Source organism: Ruegeria sp. YTSA135 (assembly GCF_059610165.1).
Map to the genome: position 1 here is coordinate 1 of NZ_JBXWNC010000025.1, position 15319 is coordinate 15319.

Sequence of the window (15319 nt, forward strand, 5' to 3'; positions counted from 1 at the left end):
CGATGCCCGAAAGTCTTTCTGTCCGAAATCGCCCTCGCGGCTCTCGTCATCTACTGGCTATGAGTCCTGAGCGTAGGCCAGACAGGCTCAAATTATCTGTTGTCCGCCAAAGCATCAAGGCTTGTATCGTGTGTACTCGAAGTCCATATACACAAGGCTTACGTTTTTCTTTTTCGACCTGCTGTCTCCCCAATTCGGCGTTCAGTCTTTCGATTCAGACCTACCACGCCGAGTCGCCGCAATGATGCGGGCGGCAAGTATTAGGAGACCTCCACCATGGCAAATGGCACAGTAAAATGGTTCAACTCGACCAAAGGTTTTGGCTTTATTGAGCCTGAAGATGGCAAGCGCGACGTGTTCGTACATATCTCAGCACTTGAACGTTCCGGCCTTAGCGAATTGAAAGACGGTCAGAAAGTTACTTTCGACATCGAAGCTGGCCGTGACGGACGCGAAAGCGCCGCCAATCTGGCACTCGCTTGACTTTCCACGGGCACCCTTATGGGGTGCCCGTTTGAACAGTGGGCAACTAAGAGCCGTTGGAGAACAAGTAAGTTGCAACCTAAAGACTGGACGCGGGTGCTCGCACAATACCGTGTGCCCGATGCGAAGCGCAGTGTTTTTGAACTTGCGATCACTGTTGTCCCCTTATTCGCGCTATGGGCCCTAGCGTGGTTTGCGTTGTCATTTAGCGTCTGGATGGCAATATTGCTGGCCGTCCTGAATGCCGCATTTCTGGTCCGTATCTTCATCATTATGCATGATTGTGGTCATGGATCTTTCTTTAGAAGCCGCATCGCATGCAATTGGACCGGTCGGGTTCTAGGTGTTCTTACCGTGACACCCTATGACGTTTGGCGGCAAAGCCATGCGATTCACCATGCCTCAACCGGTAACCTTGATCGGCGTGGTATGGGTGACATCCCTACTTTGACCATTGAGGAATACCTGAAACGGAAGTGGTTCGGGCGTGCCGCGTATCGTCTAACCCGGAACCCCGTCTTCCTGTTCGGTGTTGCGCCGATCTATACGTTCTTTCTTCAATACCGCTTACCTGTTGGTTTCATGCGGTCGGGCTGGCTGTACTGGGCAAGTGCGATGGGAACAAACGCCGCAATTGCAGGGTTATTGGCTCTGATTTTATGGGCCGGAGGCTTAGAGGTGTTGGCGAGTGTTTTCCTGCCAACCGTGATTGTCGCATCGTCAATTGGTATTTGGCTGTTCTACATTCAACACCAGTTTGAACATACAACCTGGGATCGGGAAGAGGGATGGAATCTCCAGAACGCCGCGTTCTATGGCAGTTCTCACTATGCCCTGCCAGGCATCCTGCGTTGGTTCTCTGGCAACATCGGTGTGCACCATGTTCACCACCTTGCCAGCCGCATACCGTTTTACCGGCTAAACGAGGTTTTGCGTGACCATTCTGAGTTGGAAAACTGCCAGCGTATTACTCTATATGAAAGCCTTCATTGCGCGCGATTGCATCTTTGGGATGAAAAAAGTCAGCGCCTGCTGACCTTTTCCGAGGCCTTGTCGAACACCAATTCCAATAGGCATTTAGTGTAGCCTGGCGCGTACCAGATAGGCTTCGACCGTATCACCACCCAAGGCGCGAATGGCCTCTAATCGGTGAAGGCCTTCAATCAGCACGAACCTCTTGTTGTCCGAGCGTATCTGGATCGGGGTCTTCTGACCGTTCTTCAGGATATCTTCGGCCAGCGTCAGAACTTTTTGTTGATCAAGCGTTTTCGCCCGTTTCACAGGTACATAGATCAGATCGAGCGGATATGGTCTTTTCTCCAACATAAGCTAGGTTAGCAACCTTTCGTGCATTTATTCCGGTTCAGAGTTCGCTACAAAGGTGGGGGCAGGAACATACGTCATAGAACCGAACGAACAGCGTCGCGCAGTTCCTGATGCATAATCCAAGTTGCTGGCTCATCGTCACTTTCAATGTGAGAAAATGCCAGGACCTGAGCGGCGCCATCATTCTGTACCGATCCGGCTTCGGGCAGGTCCAGTTCCAGATATTCTGCGATCAATAGCCCGATTTTCTTGAAAACTTTGATGGAGGCCTCGCGCGATTTGTAACCGGCCGCCTGAGACAAGTGACCAATGGTCAGACCGTCCTTGCCTGCGATAGTAAGTGCTTTGAGCATTGTAACCTGCGCAGGGGTGAGCCTGATCTGTCGCAATGCCTCCGCGTATTCTCTTTCACTGGGAACGAAGGTGCCGGAGTTTCCTTCCAAACGGCGTTGATCGCTTCGTTTCCTGTCGCGTTCTTCGAGAAATTCTTTCAAGGCTTCAATGGCCAATGCCGGTGTTTCGCCAACTGCATCGGCAATCACTGCCTGCGTTTTTGCTGGTGGCTTGGGGAAAGCGCGCGCAACGCAGTTACCGCTCAGAATGCCAGCCTTAATCAAGTACTTTCCAAATTCGACTTCAATCACTCCTGATACGTCAGCGTTCCGCGACTTTCGAACACTACGGTCCTGAAATGATTTTTGTTGCAGACTATGAGCTGACATCATTGAGTCCTGAAGGGTTATTCGAGGGGCATTTTTGCGCATCAGAGAAACACCACTACTATTATCGCCGCAACAAACACCGCTGACGCGATAAACATTTTAACTCTGTAGGACCAGCGATGCGCCCTTTCGGCTTTGAGCCTTTTGCCCAGGTTTTCGTCTATCGAGTTATGGTTCACGGCTTCGTCCTTCCGGATTTGTCAGGCGGTATTGACTCCGACCAACCTATTGTCGCGGCACGTTTTCGGTGCACTTATCGTTCTGCCTTGTGAACGGCCGATTACACTCCCAACCATCACCTCTTCGATTCAAATGAGCGTTTGAAGGCACAAGGATCGCAACGCACCTGTCCCGGTTTGCACGAAACCCACGATCGCATTTCCATCCGGAATATGTTTCAGGTGCAAGATATGCATGCTGTGGAATTGCCACAGGCACACAGCCGCTCTCCGTTGCTCTGTAGCCTCTGAGGCACACCCAACCTTCCGCGCTGTTTTTGTCAGTCAGGCGACCGTTGCTAGGGACACTAATCGCAACACACTCCTGACCCTCCTTTTGAAAACCCCAGTTACAGTGCGTTTCCTGTGCTCCAAACCGGGTTCCGACGTAACCATTTTGAGGTGAAATCACCTCTTCACATTCGTCCCCGACTCGCTGGAAGAGCCGTTTGCACTCCCATCGATCTCCGGTCGATGCAAGATAGGCATTCTCAGGAACATTGATTTCCTGGCAAAACGCCCCGACATGCTTAAAACCGTGATTGCATTCCCAGCCACTGCCATAGGAACTGCCTGTCAAATAAGCGTTTTCTGGTACGTCTGTTCTTTGGCAGGATCCATTCTTGTTTTCGAAACCTTCGTCACAAACCGAACCGTCGGCATTGTCTGCGACTTGGGCAGGAAGCTGCGTTCCTGAGAGCAACACCAAGAGTGTCGGTATCAAACAAAGAATGCATCGCGCAGACACGGTAAATGATTGATTTAAACGAAGCCTGAGACCTGATCTATCGGGCATCAAGCACGCAATTTATGAGCAATGTGCTGTTCATACGGCGCCTTCTTTCATGGGTCACGCGTTGACTGGGGCTTGTCAGGTGACAGTTGCGAATGCTTGCGAGAAACGAGCTCATAACGAAAACCCCAGCGAAACCCGTTCCTATGCTGGGGCACATGCTACAGTTAGTCTGAAGGCCATTGGGTCATCGAAGCCGGCAGCATCGCGGCGACGAATAAATCTTCCCAATACACTCTTGTGGTTCTTAGTCTGTGAAGAGTCAAGGATGCATCCTCGTCACGAAGCGTGTGCTACGGAGATGGCTATTTTTGAGACCGATGAGTGACTAGGTGGCTTAGAGAACAACTGAGAGGAAAAATTCAGCGTGATACCACCTTTGAAACCGAGTTAATGACGAACTTGCACAAACTGAGTTCTGTGATGCTCAGTGCAGCTTCACGAACGCATTGCGTTGAAAGTCTGCTTCCAGGCCAATTTCGGGTACTAAGGCAAAATGGTGAGACAGGAATTCTGGGCACATTGATACCGCAGTGTGATCGGCCCATTGCCAAAGTAAATTTGAGTTCTGTTCCTGGCCTGACAGCGAGACCAATCGTGTCCACGGCTGGCAAGCAAAACGAAGCGATCTGCATGGGTATCGTTCAAATCTGTTCTCGAAGACGAGTAACTGTTTCTTTTGGATGAGCATCCAGTAGCGCAAGGAGCTTATACGCAGGCCCTCCGGGGCGGCGAGCGCCGCTCTCCCACAACTTGTAACCAAACTCGCTCATCCCGATAAGTTCGGCCATTTCGACCGCGGTCAAGCCCGCCTTTTCGCGGACCTCAAGCGGTGTAGCGACGGGCTCGGAATTGGTGTCCGAGCGGGCGCCGTGCGCCAGATCAACGGGCACAAGGCTGGGGTCCGGTCCTGTCATCATCTGCTCCCTATTATTGTCGTTTGAGGCATGTGCAAAAGTCATGCCCGAAGTTCGCGATTGCGCAGATGTCAAAGTCTGGTGCGCAGGCGTTTTTCGACAGCGCTCAATCTGCGGGTCGTCTGTGCCATATCCGTTCGGAGGGTCCGGATTTCATCAAGGATACCTTGAATATCCTCCGACCCGGAAGTGGTATCGGTTGGATCAAGCACACCTTCTCCTTCACCGCTCAGAAGCCAAACCAGCGAGACCCCAAGTATGCCGGACACCATCTGCGCCTTGTTTGCACGCGGCTCTGTGCGATCCTCTTCCCATCCCTGAATGGTCTTCAATTTGACGCCTAGGCGACTGGCAAGCTTCTTTTGAGAGTATCCCACGGCTTCGCGCGCAGCGACAATCCGATCACCCAGAGTTGCCGCTTCATCACCATAGTATGAGGTGTCGTTTGATATGGTCGTAGCTACGTTCATTCTGCTTTCTCACTTTGATTGAAAATGTCATGGCGCGGTCAGGCCGCGAATTCGCTACGATCCTCAAGACGGATCGTCACAAGGTTGCTGTTTTCATGGCGGCGATATGGGGTCAGCGCCTGTTTGATGAAGGGTTGAATGTCCATCCGGGACCGCTGCCAACGCGCAAAACGACGGAACAACGCCCAGGTGCACTCGTTGTTGGACGTAGTCACAGTCTGGACACGGGTGACATCGGCGCAGACGTCCCGACGCATCACCTGCGCCAGCATCAGCGACGCAACGCCCTTGTCAGCCTCACCCTCTGAAACGCCAACCAGCCAGACAAACAGGGTCTCAGGGTCACATGGCAGAACATAAGCCAGCATCGCGGCGACCAGGTCTCCATCCAGTTCCGCAATGATGGAGAATTCTTTGTAGTCATCAAACGTCGCCAGGTCGCCAAGCAAATAACCAATGGCTTCCTGATCCGCGGTTCTGGACAGCGAAGACACCGCTGCGCCATCTTCCGACAAAGCTGGACGCAACAACGGAATAGCTTGTTCGAACAGCTCCAAAGCATGCTGCATGTACCACTCCATCAATAAACTTTAATTAGCTAAGTAACACACGAAAGTTCAAACTCAAAATGCAATGATAAAATTTACAAATCCGCGATGAATTCATCTCTTTTTACGATATTTTAATTTGCAAAACTAATCATTTTACATTCCGCTAACACTTGAGCAATCAATACAAATTTGACAATCTCACTCCAATCGAATGCGGAGTAGATACATGGATCGTATCGACAGCAGCCTTGTCGCCCTGCGACAAATCCTGCGCGCCACCGAGATGTCCGGCCGGGAACTGGCGCAATCCGCCGGGCTGACCGCGGTCCAGCTTCGTGTGCTGCAAGTGATTGGCGAGACGGGGCAAACCACGGCCAAAGCAATTTCAATGCGCATGCATGTCAGCCAGGCAACAGTCACTGCGCTGGTGGACAAGCTGGTTTCGGGCGGCATGGTTGTGCGCGAGAAATCCCTGACCGACCGACGGCAGACCAATATTCTGATCACGGATCGCGGGCGGCAGATCCTGGAGGACGCCCCAGATCCGCTGCAACAGCTCTATGTGCGGCGGTTCAAGCAAATGCAGGACTGGGAGCAAGCAATGCTTGTTGCCGCGCTCGAAAGGGTTGCAACGATGCTAGACGCCGAAGACCTTCAGGCTGGCGCGATCCTGACAACCGGCGATTTGAACAAGGCGGAATAATAGGCCGGAATGACCGACCCTCTTCACGCGCCTCTTTGTCGAGGCGTTTTTCAAGAAAGGACTTGGCAGCTTAAACGGACCCGTCGTCAACTTGGTCGATCTTTCATTGCCACGCATTCATTGCGGGCAAGCAGCCAATATCTCCTTTTGGAACGACACTTCCGCTTTGGACTGCGACCAGCCAATCATGCTTACCGCAGGGAACGGCAGCACTGAACCCAACATGTCGGTTAGTCGCTGCGCAGCAAATGGCTGGTTCTGAATGCCTAGGGTTCCAGACAGCGACAATTGCAGCCGCAGTCTGGTATCGTTTGTGAATTGCCTACTGCAATTGCAGGTTTTCGGCGGATGTCTTGCCACGCATCCGGTCTTCTTTCAGATCGAAGCCGACCTTTGCGCCTTCTTTCAGGCTGTCGAGGCCAGAGCGCTGAACCGCACTGATGTGTACGAACGCGTCACCGCTGCCGTTATCCAATTCGATGAAGCCGTAGCCTTTAGTTTCGTTGAACCATTTTACTGTTCCGGTCGTCATGAGGTTATCCTTTCAATGACATGTGCCCCGCCGGGATTGGCCGGGCTGCTAGCTGCGCTCAGGCAGCAGGTTGGGTAAACTCACCAATGTTGGAGAGCATTCGCATAAGACCGTCCTGCGCTTGGGAGGGGACGATCTGGTGTTGTTGGTGTCCGTTTCGCTGGCGCGTTGCGTGGCTAACCGTTCGCGGCTTTGGCGGAGGTGTAAGATTGGCAACGCTGAGCCTTTGCGGTTTTGCATTGCGATCGCGTTTCACAGGCGCGGCTGGCGGATTTAGGTCACTTGGCAACTGGTTGCCAATTAACTTTTCAATATCCCGCAGGAGCGGTATCTCTTCGCGATCACACAGTGAAATCGCGGTGCCAGTTCTGCCTGCACGTGCTGTCCGACCAATGCGATGCACGTAGGATTCTGGCACATTTGGAAGCTCATAATTTACCACATGGGATACATCGTCGATGTCTATCCCGCGTGCGGCAATATCGGTGGCTACAAGGACAGTGGTTGCCCCTGACCGAAAACCCGCCATAGCGCGTTCGCGTTGAGGCTGGCTTTTGTTCCCGTGAATGGCGGCGGAGTTGATCCCGGCTGCAATCAAGTGCTTGCAGACGTTATCGGCACCGCGTTTGGTGCGTGTAAACACGACCGCACGATGCACGTCCTTGTCCGACAGAATATCTGCCAGAACACGGCGTTTGTCCTGCTTGGCCACATGCTTGACGCTTTGCGCGATCCGTTCAATCGGCGTTGAAACAGCCGCCACCTGAACCTCTGCCGGATCGCTCAGAAAGTCATCGGCAAGCTTTCTGATCTGCCCCGGCATTGTTGCCGAAAGCAGCGCCGTCAGGCGTTTCTCGGGCAGTTTGGCCATGATCTTGCGAATGCTGGGCAGAAAGCCCAAATCCAGCATCTGATCGGCCTCATCCACCACAATGGCTTTGGTTGCGGACAGGTTGATAACGCCTGTGCCAAGGTGGTCGAGCAGGCGTCCGGGTGTTGCCACCACAATGTCCACACCGCCGCTGAGAGTCTTGATCTGCCCGCCGGGGCGTACGCCACCGACGACAAGTGTCGCCGTGATCTGGCTAAACTTGCTGTAAGCGCGGATGTTGTCCACGATCTGCGCCGCAAGCTCGCGCGTCGGCGTCAGGATCAATGTCGTGCACTGTTTCGGAGCGGGTTTTGATCTATCACGCTCAATCCGATGCAACAGGGGCAATACGAATGAGGCGGTTTTTCCTGTGCCGGTCTGGGCAATGCCGATCACGTCGCGCTTAGATTGCAGCAGCGGAATGACCTTGGCCTGAATGGGCGTAGGGGTCGAATATCCCTGAGCCTTGATGGCCTTCAGGATGGGCTCGGCAAGGCCGAGGGTGTCAAATGTCGTCAAAAGCGTTTGGTCTCGTGCCATAAACGCGGTTCACCGCTATCGGCACTTGGTCTCTCTAATCTACTGGGAAGCTCGTATGAAATAGCCGCCGTCGTTTCGTTGCTCTCAAGGAGCTATTCAAGACAACGATCTGGGGATCACGGGCGAGAATACTTTGCCGCTGATTTGGTCATCCACACGCAGCGTTACGACTCCTCTAAAGAGCAAAGGTGAAGAAAGCAACAACTCATTTCGGAGCGGACATCGGCCCAAGGTTCAGTCTATTGCGCATCCTAGAACCTGCAAAGTCTACTTGTGAATGTCCGCTTCGGGCTGCAATCAGCCAAGTATGCAACCCGCGGAAAATGACCGCTGTGGGCCAAAGCTGCCGAAAACTGACCCGGTCCTAAGATGTTTTGTCAACCACGGGCGCGCATCTCCAAAGCGTCTTGTGTAGTTAGAATGTTACCCGCGTAACCCCAGGAACCGCTGCTCACTTCTAGCAACCGGACAGACGTTCCATTCTGTATCGTTTGCCCGGTGACTTCACCGAAGGCCTTGGTGACATTTTGTATTATCTTGCTTTTTTCTTCTGCCGAAAACACACTTTCAAGCACCTGAATTTCAATTGAGGGCATCGCACACTCCATTTCTTTAGACTTACCAAAATGCTGGTCTGTACTTGGCCGATTGTTCGACAAGATGACATGCAATGCCCTTTCTTGTAAGAATTCTATGCAGTTCGAGAGGAGTAACCACATGTCAGCAATGGTTTCATTTCGCTCGGTTGTTGATCCAACGGATTGCGATTTTCTTGGACATATGAATGTTTCGAAGTACTTCGCCGCATGTTTCGACGGTGTAATCGCCATTCAATCTGAATTGGGTTTAACTGCAAATGATATACGAATGGGCCGCCGAGTTTCATTCGCTGTTGTCAACGCCCAAAGCGATTTCCGCGCAGAGCTTACTGCTGGCGACTCGATACGGCTGGAGACGGAAGTTGTAGCGATTGACCCTACGCTCAGGACACATAGCCAGTAGATGACGAGAGCCGCGACGGCGATTGCGGACAGAAAGACTTTCGGGCATCGGTCATCAGGTCTCATGCCAAGCTGGTCTCCATCGTAGATACCAGCTTGAATCACGCCTGTCCCACAATGTGTATCCCTTTTGTCAATACTTCCTAGGCCGTTTGATGCAACCAACCGGAGTTCTGTGCCGGGGTGCAGCCCGTCGCTTCTGCCGTTCGCTACGAATGCAAAAGAAGCCAGCGGATCGGTGAAAAAATGACGTTACATCCCAAAGCTTCGTCCGTCCTAAAACCATGGCTGTTATTTCCGGTTACAGAATCTGGAGGCGCTGACGCGACGGTACGGCAAGCTTTGGCGTGTCCTTTGCGGGGTGATCAAGGATGAAGTCAGAAGGAAAAAAACTCTGATTAGTTATGATGATGGCAGAAATGCCAGCACCATAGCAACCTAACCATATTCTATTAAGCTTCTGTGCAGCGCGTGTACTGCGCCGGCGCGAAGCCCGATCCTGACTGACTTGGACAGTGAACTCAACGCTCAGTTATGAAAGACAGTCCAGACACGAGTTGTCTCAATCCAAGGGCTGCACCTACAAATATCGCAGCGAAGGTTACAGGCGCGCTGTAGGTCAGAAGTGAGAAGGCAGATATGCCTTGTCCGACGCTGCAACCAACCGCGATGATCGCTCCTGGACCCATAATCGCCGCGCCCAGCATTTGCCGCTTGAGCTCACGCGGATCTTCGCATGCTTCCCATCGGAAATGGCCTTTGGACCAGGATCCCAAAAACGCGCCAATGAGAACGCCTGAGACTGAGCCAACCGCAAAGGACAACGTGTTTCCGGACGCTGTCATCAGGTAGAATATCGTATCACCAAGGGGAGCGGCAAAGGTATGGGTTTGCACCGGTTCGCCGTCAAAGCCATGTGTCGCAACCCAATTGGTGCCAAGCCAACCTGAGACGATCGCCAGCCCAACGACAGTTCCCCAAAACACTTGTGCCGGAGTGCGGCGGAAGCGCTGGTTCGCCAAGGCTAAAATCACCAAAACAACGCCGATAACTGAGCCGACGAGCCAAGCTGGAAAAGAGGTCAGCCGTTCGGAAAGAAAGCTTATACTCTGGGGGTTATCGATATCCGTTTCCACAGGAAAGACCCAAACCCGCAGATATGCCAGGGGTCCGGACATTACGACGTAAGCAGAAAGACCCATGATCAAAACGATGACGAATGATCGCAGGTCGCCGCCCCCAAGCCTTGCCAGCGCGCCATAGCCGCAGTTTCCGCTGATCGCCATTCCGTAACCGAACATGAGGCCACCCACGATTGATCCGAGCGGGTTCCAGGTCTGCGCAAGGTACCTTGTTCCGACAGGGTCCAGCCACCCGAAAGCCATAGCTGTGTGGCTGCCGACAATTGCAACTCCGATCGCAATTGCCCACATCCGCAGCCGCCGGTCATCATCTGCGTATAGGTAGTCTTCGATTGCACCTAATGTGCAAAAGCGACCGACACGTGCGGCCAGTCCCAATACGATGCCACCAATCAAACCGATCAGAGCAACTGTATTTGCGTCTCCCAATTCTTCGAACATTGCCAGTCTCCTCCCAAAGCTGGCGGTTTTCTGACCGGCTTCTACTTTTCCCTACAGAAAAGATCGTAAACGACTTCTAGTATTTGCGTCGATCGATCATCAGCCAATCTGTAGTAGATCGCTTTCCCCTCGCGTCGCGTTTTCACCAAGCCCTCAAAGCGTAAGCGCGATAATTGTTGAGACACGGCAGCCTGACGTGCCGAAAGCATTTCTTCCATCTGCGTTACAGATTTTTCCCCTGACGACAGATAACACAGAATCATCAGGCGTCCCTCATGACTGATTGCCTTGAGGAAACTTGATGCCGTCTGAGCATTCTCCATCATTCTGTCCATGTCTTCGGAGCACGTATCCTTTGAGAACACTGGCAGTTTCGAAGATTTGTCCAACAAGATCGCCTCGCTTTCATGGCTTCAAGTATTCAAAATAGTTTATGTAATCTGCAGCAGTTTATCCAGAGGCCTTAATCGGAACCCCAGCGTCACGTAGCAAAACGCCCAGCAACCCCCAGAAAAAGTCCTCACCGGGATAACCTTCGATTCGGCCGACCTCTTGGCCATTGTCCAGCAGAACAAAGGTTGGCGTGTAGTAAAGAGGCCGTTCCAATGTGATGCCATCAGGCATGGCTGCGTGGATATCAATGCGTTGCAGCGGAGCGGCATTTCCTTCGGGTGATTTTGGGTAGATCTCTGAGATTTCGGAATCCCAGCGGGCACACCACATGCACCCATCTTCTTCGGCCATCAGAAGCGTCATTTCTGCCCGTAATGCCACGGGAGAAAGAAGCAACGTAGTTGCAAGTAAGAGCAGAAATAATTGGCGCATCTTAAGCTCCGATTGACCGCAGCGATATCTTTATTATTTTGAATGTGTGAATGATAGTGCGTCAGGACAGGTTTGACCATGCTCGACATTACATTTGCAGGAGCTTTGGTCGCAGGACTGTTATCTTTTGTGTCGCCCTGCATCCTGCCTATTGTACCTTTCTACCTCAGTTATCTGGCGGGGGTCGGGATCGATCAGATTTCTGCTGGTTCCGCCATTTCTGGTACCGTTCGTCGCAGAGCTACGTTTTCGGCCATCGCATTTGCGGCAGGGATCATAACGATCTTTATGGCACTTGGAGCGACCGCTTCGATATTTGGCCAGATGGTACGAGAGTATTTCGACATCCTGCGTTGGATCGCAGCGGCTATCATCATTGCGATGGGCCTGCATTTCCTTGGGTTTATTCGCATCGGGTTCCTGTATCGCCAGTTTCGCGCGGACGTTGGCGAGACATCAAACGTAAGCCTGATTGGGGCATATGTTCTTGGATTGGCGTTTGCTTTTGGCTGGACACCCTGCGTAGGGCCAGTGCTTGCCGCGATCCTGTTCACGGCGGCCGGGACTGAGACGGCCTGGCGCGGGGCGGTGCTTTTATTCGTCTATGGGGTTGGAATGACTGCACCCTTTGTTCTGGCGGCCTTTCTGGTTCGCCCCTTCATGCAATGGATGGCGCGGTTCAGAAGGCACTTACCACTTATAGAAAAGGCAATGGGCGGTTTGCTGGTCGTCTTCGGCATTCTTATCGCCACCAATTCCATCAATCACATCGCACAATGGATGCTCGACCATATGCCGTGGCTCGCAGCTATTGGGTAATTTGGGAGGAAGATATGACACGAGCTTTGTCAATTTTGATCGCATGCCTGATCGGTGGGGCAGTTTTCGCTGCTGATCTGGGCGACGATGGATTGCATAAAACACCTTGGATGCGTGACACGTTCAAAGACCTCCGCGAGGATCTTGAAGAGGCCAACAGTGAAAACAAGCGGTTGGTTTTGTTTATTGAACAACAGGGCTGTATCTACTGCAAAAAGATGCACGAAGAGGTGTTCCCTCAGCCCGACCTGGCGGCGTTTATCGAAGAGAATTTCTTCGTCGTCCAATTAGATTTGCATGGCAGCACGACGGCCACCGACTTTGACGGGCAAGAGGATGAGCAAAGAGCGTTAATGCGCAAATGGGGGATTCTGTTTACCCCAACGCTTGTATTTCTACCGCAAGAGGTCCCCGAGGCTGCCACAGCCATTGATGCTGCGGTTGCTGTAATGCCGGGAGCGTTCTCCAAGGGAACAACCCTGGACCTTTTCACCTGGGTCGAAGAGAAAAGATATGAGCTTGATAATGGTGAAGATTTCCAGCGCTATCATGCTCGACGCATTCAGGAGCGAAACGATGTTTCGAGCGATTGAATGCTGTCATTACAAATAAAAAAATTCACTATAATGAATTTAATGTTGCGATAAGCCGTGCTCGTCGACTACGGTACACAAAGGCTTTGGGTCGCAAGGCGCCAGCGGCGAGTTAGCAAATGGGAGGGATCATGAAGCTGAGACTCTTAACTTTGGTCTGCGCAATGACAGGCTTTGCCGCATCTGCGGCAGATACAGACCCGAAAGACGTAACCTACGATGAATATGGTGCTGTCGAAGTTTCTCTGACCGGCGTTGCCGGTGATGCGGCCAATGGTGCGCTCATCGTTGGCGACAAGTCGAAAGGCAATTGCGTGGCGTGCCACGCGGTCACGGCTTTGGCGGACATTCCGTTCCATGGCGAAGTTGGTCCAATGCTGGATGGGGCCGGTGATCGTTGGACCCAAGCAGAGCTTCGTGGATTGATCGCGAACGCAAAGATGACGTTCGAAGGTACGGTGATGCCGGCGTTCTACAAGGATGACGGCTATATTCGTCCGGGCGACGCCTATACCGGCAAAGCTCCCAGCGCGCCTTTGGCGTCGATCCTGACCGCACAGGAAATCGAGGACGTGGTCGCGTTTCTTGCGACCCTGAAAGAGGAGTAGTCACGCCCTCCGGTGTGAACTTACGAGGATTTAAAGGAGATTGAATATGGAACTCTCTCGCCGCGAGACTCTGGCCCTTGGGCTGGGCGCCGCGTTCCTGACAATTATGCCGCTACGCGCAAATGCAGCCGCTGAAGATGCGATCGCTGCATTTACAGGCGGGGCAGATGTGGCCGACGGCGGTGTTACACTGACGGCACCGGAAATCGCTGAAAACGGGAACACCGTACCGATCGAAGTCAGCGCGCCGGGTGCTGCTTCAATTCTCATCGTGGCCGCGGGCAACCCCGAACCGGGCGTTGCAACGTTCAACTTCGGCCCGCTGGCCGCTGCGCAAGCCGCTTCAACCCGCATCCGTCTTGCCGGAACGCAAGATGTTATTGCTGTGGCCAAGATGGCAGATGGCAGCTTTGCCAAGGCATCCGCGACCGTAAAAGTAACAATCGGCGGCTGCGGCGGTTGATCGCCAAGCGCCCCGAAGAACAGGAGATTGACCAATGGCATCCGGTGTAAAACCCCGCGTCAAGGTTCCAAAGACAGCTGCTGCTGGTGAAGCCATCACGATCAAGACACTGATCAGCCATAAGATGGAAAGCGGTCAGCGCAAGGATAAAGAAGGCAACGTCATTCCGCGTTCGATCATCAACCGTTTCACCTGCGAGTTTAACGGCGAAATGGTGATTGACGTGACTATGGAACCGGCGATTTCGACCAATCCGTACTTCCAGTTTGAAGCGACCGTACCCGAAGCCGGTGAGTTCGTCTTTACCTGGTACGATGATGACGGCTCTGTCTACGACGAGAAAAAATCGATCGAGATCGCCTGACGGCTTGACCACTAAGGAAGATCAGCGCTGGTTATGAATTCTTGCGCTGGTCCACCAAGGGAGGAATGCAATGAATACCAAGGCACTTACGGCGATCACGGCAATTCTGGTTTTCCCAGTTGCAGTAATGGCCGGACCGGACGAAGAGAATCTTGTGATCAATGGCGAACTGAATATGACCTCGGTCACTGAAGCTCCGGCGCACCTGGAGAGTTTGGATACGATCTATTCGGGTTGGCATTTCCGCACTGATGAAACGCAAGCACTGCAAATCGATGATTTTGACAATCCAGCAATGATCTTCGTCGATCAGGCTGTCGACCTCTTTGCGACGGTCGATGGTGCCGCTGGTGAAAGCTGTGCTTCGTGCCACGATGGGGTGGAAAGCTTCAAAGGATTGCAGGCATCCATGCCCAAGGTCGACGCCGAAAGCGGCAAACTGGTGGTAATGGAAGATCTGATCAACAGGTGCCGCACGGACCGTATGGAGGCTGATGCCTGGAAATGGTCTGGTGGAGAAATGCAGGGTATGGTCGCATTGATCGGTCTGCAGTCACGCGGGATGCCAATGAACGTCGCCATTGATGGCGATGCCGCCCCATATTGGGAGCAGGGCAAGGAAATGTATTATACCCGCTACGGTCAGTTGGAGCTGAGCTGTGCCAATTGTCATGAAGACAACTGGGGCAACATGATCCGTGCCGATCACCTGAGCCAAGGTATGATCAACGGGTTCCCGACTTATCGCCTGAAACAGGCCAAGTTGATTTCGCGCCACAATCGTTTTCGCGGCTGTATTCGCGACACGCGGGCAGAGACTTTTGCGGAAGGATCAGATGAGTTCCGTGCTTTGGAGCTCTATGTGGCTTCGCGTGGCAATGGGCTTTCCGTGGAAACACCGGCTGTACGTCAATAACGAATGACCCGCGTGGGCGAT

General features: G+C 52.8%; 21 protein-coding genes. 10 read left to right on the forward strand and 11 right to left on the reverse strand.

The genetic code is table 11. From position 1 onward, the window contains the following. Positions 1-276 precede the first annotated feature (276 nt). Positions 277-483 carry a cold-shock protein gene (locus AC2FIT_RS20975; protein ID WP_496832155.1) on the forward strand — a complete coding sequence of 69 codons (207 nt, stop codon included), beginning with the start codon at positions 277-279 and terminating at the stop codon, positions 481-483. A 216-nt stretch (positions 484-699) separates the two neighbouring features. Further along, positions 700-1569: a fatty acid desaturase gene (locus tag AC2FIT_RS20980; RefSeq protein WP_496832157.1), complete on the forward strand. Its 870-nt coding sequence runs from the start codon at positions 700-702 to the stop codon at positions 1567-1569. Here AC2FIT_RS20980 and AC2FIT_RS20985 read toward each other — a convergent pair. From AC2FIT_RS20985 to AC2FIT_RS21005, 5 genes are all read right to left on the reverse strand, one after another. Beyond that, positions 1561-1809, reverse strand: a complete 249-nt coding sequence (locus tag AC2FIT_RS20985; protein WP_039524390.1) for a ParB N-terminal domain-containing protein — start codon at positions 1807-1809, stop codon at positions 1561-1563. The two genes, AC2FIT_RS20980 and AC2FIT_RS20985, sit on opposite strands and share 9 nt — an antisense overlap. Before the next feature lie 74 nt (positions 1810-1883). Further along, entirely contained in the window at positions 1884-2573 is a 690-nt protein-coding gene (locus AC2FIT_RS20990) for a hypothetical protein (protein WP_496832159.1), read from the reverse strand. A gap of 1613 nt (positions 2574-4186) precedes the next feature. Then, positions 4187-4462, reverse strand: a complete 276-nt coding sequence (locus tag AC2FIT_RS20995) for a helix-turn-helix domain-containing protein (protein ID WP_496832161.1) — start codon at positions 4460-4462, stop codon at positions 4187-4189. A gap of 68 nt (positions 4463-4530) precedes the next feature. Then, entirely contained in the window at positions 4531-4929 is a 399-nt protein-coding gene (locus AC2FIT_RS21000) for a helix-turn-helix domain-containing protein (RefSeq protein ID WP_496832163.1), read from the reverse strand. Between the two features lie 38 nt (positions 4930-4967). Beyond that, positions 4968-5498 carry a GNAT family N-acetyltransferase gene (locus AC2FIT_RS21005; RefSeq protein WP_496832164.1) on the reverse strand — a complete coding sequence of 177 codons (531 nt, stop codon included), beginning with the start codon at positions 5496-5498 and terminating at the stop codon, positions 4968-4970. Between the two features lie 208 nt (positions 5499-5706). On the opposite strand from AC2FIT_RS21005, the gene AC2FIT_RS21010 reads away from it, so the two are divergent. Beyond that, positions 5707-6183 (forward strand): MarR family winged helix-turn-helix transcriptional regulator, encoded by a 477-nt coding sequence (locus AC2FIT_RS21010; protein WP_496832166.1) that lies wholly within the window; start codon positions 5707-5709, stop codon positions 6181-6183. 322 nt (positions 6184-6505) lie between these two features. Here AC2FIT_RS21010 and AC2FIT_RS21015 read toward each other — a convergent pair whose 3' ends face one another. The 3 genes from AC2FIT_RS21015 to AC2FIT_RS21025 form a co-directional block, all read right to left on the reverse strand. After that, positions 6506-6715, reverse strand: a complete 210-nt coding sequence (locus AC2FIT_RS21015) for a cold-shock protein (RefSeq protein ID WP_170329064.1) — start codon at positions 6713-6715, stop codon at positions 6506-6508. A 58-nt stretch (positions 6716-6773) separates the two neighbouring features. Next, entirely contained in the window at positions 6774-8105 is a 1332-nt protein-coding gene (locus AC2FIT_RS21020; RefSeq protein WP_496832167.1) for a DEAD/DEAH box helicase, read from the reverse strand. Between the two features lie 398 nt (positions 8106-8503). Beyond that, positions 8504-8956: a tautomerase family protein gene (locus AC2FIT_RS21025; RefSeq protein WP_496832169.1), complete on the reverse strand. Its 453-nt coding sequence runs from the start codon at positions 8954-8956 to the stop codon at positions 8504-8506. On the opposite strand from AC2FIT_RS21025, the gene AC2FIT_RS21030 reads away from it, so the two are divergent. After that, a complete protein-coding gene (locus tag AC2FIT_RS21030; protein WP_496832224.1) occupies positions 8907-9128 on the forward strand; it encodes an acyl-CoA thioesterase family protein in 222 nt (73 codons plus the stop codon). The two genes, AC2FIT_RS21025 and AC2FIT_RS21030, sit on opposite strands and share 50 nt — an antisense overlap. Before the next feature lie 520 nt (positions 9129-9648). Here the strand turns inward: AC2FIT_RS21030 and AC2FIT_RS21035 are convergent. The 3 genes from AC2FIT_RS21035 to AC2FIT_RS21045 form a co-directional block, all read right to left on the reverse strand. Then, complete coding sequence (locus AC2FIT_RS21035; RefSeq protein WP_496832171.1) at positions 9649-10710, reverse strand: YeeE/YedE family protein; 1062 nt, start codon at positions 10708-10710, stop codon at positions 9649-9651. A 41-nt stretch (positions 10711-10751) separates the two neighbouring features. Then, positions 10752-11045, reverse strand: a complete 294-nt coding sequence (locus tag AC2FIT_RS21040; protein ID WP_068338846.1) for an ArsR/SmtB family transcription factor — start codon at positions 11043-11045, stop codon at positions 10752-10754. Between the two features lie 115 nt (positions 11046-11160). Further along, positions 11161-11466, reverse strand: a complete 306-nt coding sequence (locus AC2FIT_RS21045; RefSeq protein WP_496832173.1) for a hypothetical protein — start codon at positions 11464-11466, stop codon at positions 11161-11163. 147 nt (positions 11467-11613) lie between these two features. Between AC2FIT_RS21045 and AC2FIT_RS21050 the strand changes: the two genes are divergently transcribed. The 6 genes from AC2FIT_RS21050 to soxA all read left to right on the forward strand — a co-directional run bounded on the left by AC2FIT_RS21050 (position 11614) and on the right by soxA (position 15298). Next, entirely contained in the window at positions 11614-12354 is a 741-nt protein-coding gene (locus tag AC2FIT_RS21050; protein WP_496832175.1) for a cytochrome c biogenesis CcdA family protein, read from the forward strand. Positions 12355-12368: 14 nt separating this feature from the next. Further along, entirely contained in the window at positions 12369-12947 is a 579-nt protein-coding gene (locus tag AC2FIT_RS21055) for a thioredoxin family protein (protein ID WP_496832176.1), read from the forward strand. Between the two features lie 131 nt (positions 12948-13078). Further along, positions 13079-13555 carry a sulfur oxidation c-type cytochrome SoxX gene (gene soxX, locus AC2FIT_RS21060; RefSeq protein WP_496832178.1) on the forward strand — a complete coding sequence of 159 codons (477 nt, stop codon included), beginning with the start codon at positions 13079-13081 and terminating at the stop codon, positions 13553-13555. A gap of 46 nt (positions 13556-13601) precedes the next feature. After that, the gene (gene soxY, locus AC2FIT_RS21065) at positions 13602-14018 is read left to right on the forward strand and encodes a thiosulfate oxidation carrier protein SoxY (RefSeq protein WP_068338854.1); all 417 of its coding nucleotides are present in this window, start codon (positions 13602-13604) and stop codon (positions 14016-14018) included. 34 nt (positions 14019-14052) lie between these two features. Further along, positions 14053-14382, forward strand: coding sequence for a thiosulfate oxidation carrier complex protein SoxZ (gene soxZ, locus AC2FIT_RS21070; protein ID WP_496832180.1), 330 nt, complete (start codon positions 14053-14055; stop codon positions 14380-14382). Positions 14383-14452: 70 nt separating this feature from the next. Continuing rightward, entirely contained in the window at positions 14453-15298 is an 846-nt protein-coding gene (gene soxA, locus AC2FIT_RS21075) for a sulfur oxidation c-type cytochrome SoxA (RefSeq protein ID WP_496832182.1), read from the forward strand. The last annotated feature ends 21 nt before the right edge of the window (positions 15299-15319 follow it).

Excerpts from the sequence above, each read along its gene's own strand:
- AC2FIT_RS20975 (WP_496832155.1), top strand. The coding sequence starts at position 277 with ATGGCAAATGGCACAGTAAAATGGTTCAACTCGACCAAAGGTTTTGGC.
- AC2FIT_RS20980 (WP_496832157.1), top strand. The coding sequence starts at position 700 with ATGGCAATATTGCTGGCCGTCCTGAATGCCGCATTTCTGGTCCGTATC.
- AC2FIT_RS20985 (WP_039524390.1), bottom strand. The coding sequence starts at position 1,809 with ATGTTGGAGAAAAGACCATATCCGCTCGATCTGATCTATGTACCTGTG.
- AC2FIT_RS20990 (WP_496832159.1), bottom strand. The coding sequence starts at position 2,573 with ATGCGCAAAAATGCCCCTCGAATAACCCTTCAGGACTCAATGATGTCA.
- AC2FIT_RS20995 (WP_496832161.1), bottom strand. The coding sequence starts at position 4,462 with ATGATGACAGGACCGGACCCCAGCCTTGTGCCCGTTGATCTGGCGCAC.
- AC2FIT_RS21000 (WP_496832163.1), bottom strand. The coding sequence starts at position 4,929 with ATGAACGTAGCTACGACCATATCAAACGACACCTCATACTATGGTGAT.
- AC2FIT_RS21005 (WP_496832164.1), bottom strand. The coding sequence starts at position 5,498 with ATGCAGCATGCTTTGGAGCTGTTCGAACAAGCTATTCCGTTGTTGCGT.
- AC2FIT_RS21010 (WP_496832166.1), top strand. The coding sequence starts at position 5,707 with ATGGATCGTATCGACAGCAGCCTTGTCGCCCTGCGACAAATCCTGCGC.
- AC2FIT_RS21015 (WP_170329064.1), bottom strand. The coding sequence starts at position 6,715 with ATGACGACCGGAACAGTAAAATGGTTCAACGAAACTAAAGGCTACGGC.
- AC2FIT_RS21030 (WP_496832224.1), top strand. The coding sequence starts at position 8,907 with ATGAATGTTTCGAAGTACTTCGCCGCATGTTTCGACGGTGTAATCGCC.
- AC2FIT_RS21025 (WP_496832169.1), bottom strand. The coding sequence starts at position 8,956 with ATGGCGATTACACCGTCGAAACATGCGGCGAAGTACTTCGAAACATTC.
- AC2FIT_RS21035 (WP_496832171.1), bottom strand. The coding sequence starts at position 10,710 with ATGTTCGAAGAATTGGGAGACGCAAATACAGTTGCTCTGATCGGTTTG.
- AC2FIT_RS21040 (WP_068338846.1), bottom strand. The coding sequence starts at position 11,045 with ATGGACAGAATGATGGAGAATGCTCAGACGGCATCAAGTTTCCTCAAG.
- AC2FIT_RS21045 (WP_496832173.1), bottom strand. The coding sequence starts at position 11,466 with ATGACGCTTCTGATGGCCGAAGAAGATGGGTGCATGTGGTGTGCCCGC.
- AC2FIT_RS21050 (WP_496832175.1), top strand. The coding sequence starts at position 11,614 with ATGCTCGACATTACATTTGCAGGAGCTTTGGTCGCAGGACTGTTATCT.
- AC2FIT_RS21055 (WP_496832176.1), top strand. The coding sequence starts at position 12,369 with ATGACACGAGCTTTGTCAATTTTGATCGCATGCCTGATCGGTGGGGCA.
- soxX (WP_496832178.1), top strand. The coding sequence starts at position 13,079 with ATGAAGCTGAGACTCTTAACTTTGGTCTGCGCAATGACAGGCTTTGCC.
- soxY (WP_068338854.1), top strand. The coding sequence starts at position 13,602 with ATGGAACTCTCTCGCCGCGAGACTCTGGCCCTTGGGCTGGGCGCCGCG.
- soxZ (WP_496832180.1), top strand. The coding sequence starts at position 14,053 with ATGGCATCCGGTGTAAAACCCCGCGTCAAGGTTCCAAAGACAGCTGCT.
- soxA (WP_496832182.1), top strand. The coding sequence starts at position 14,453 with ATGAATACCAAGGCACTTACGGCGATCACGGCAATTCTGGTTTTCCCA.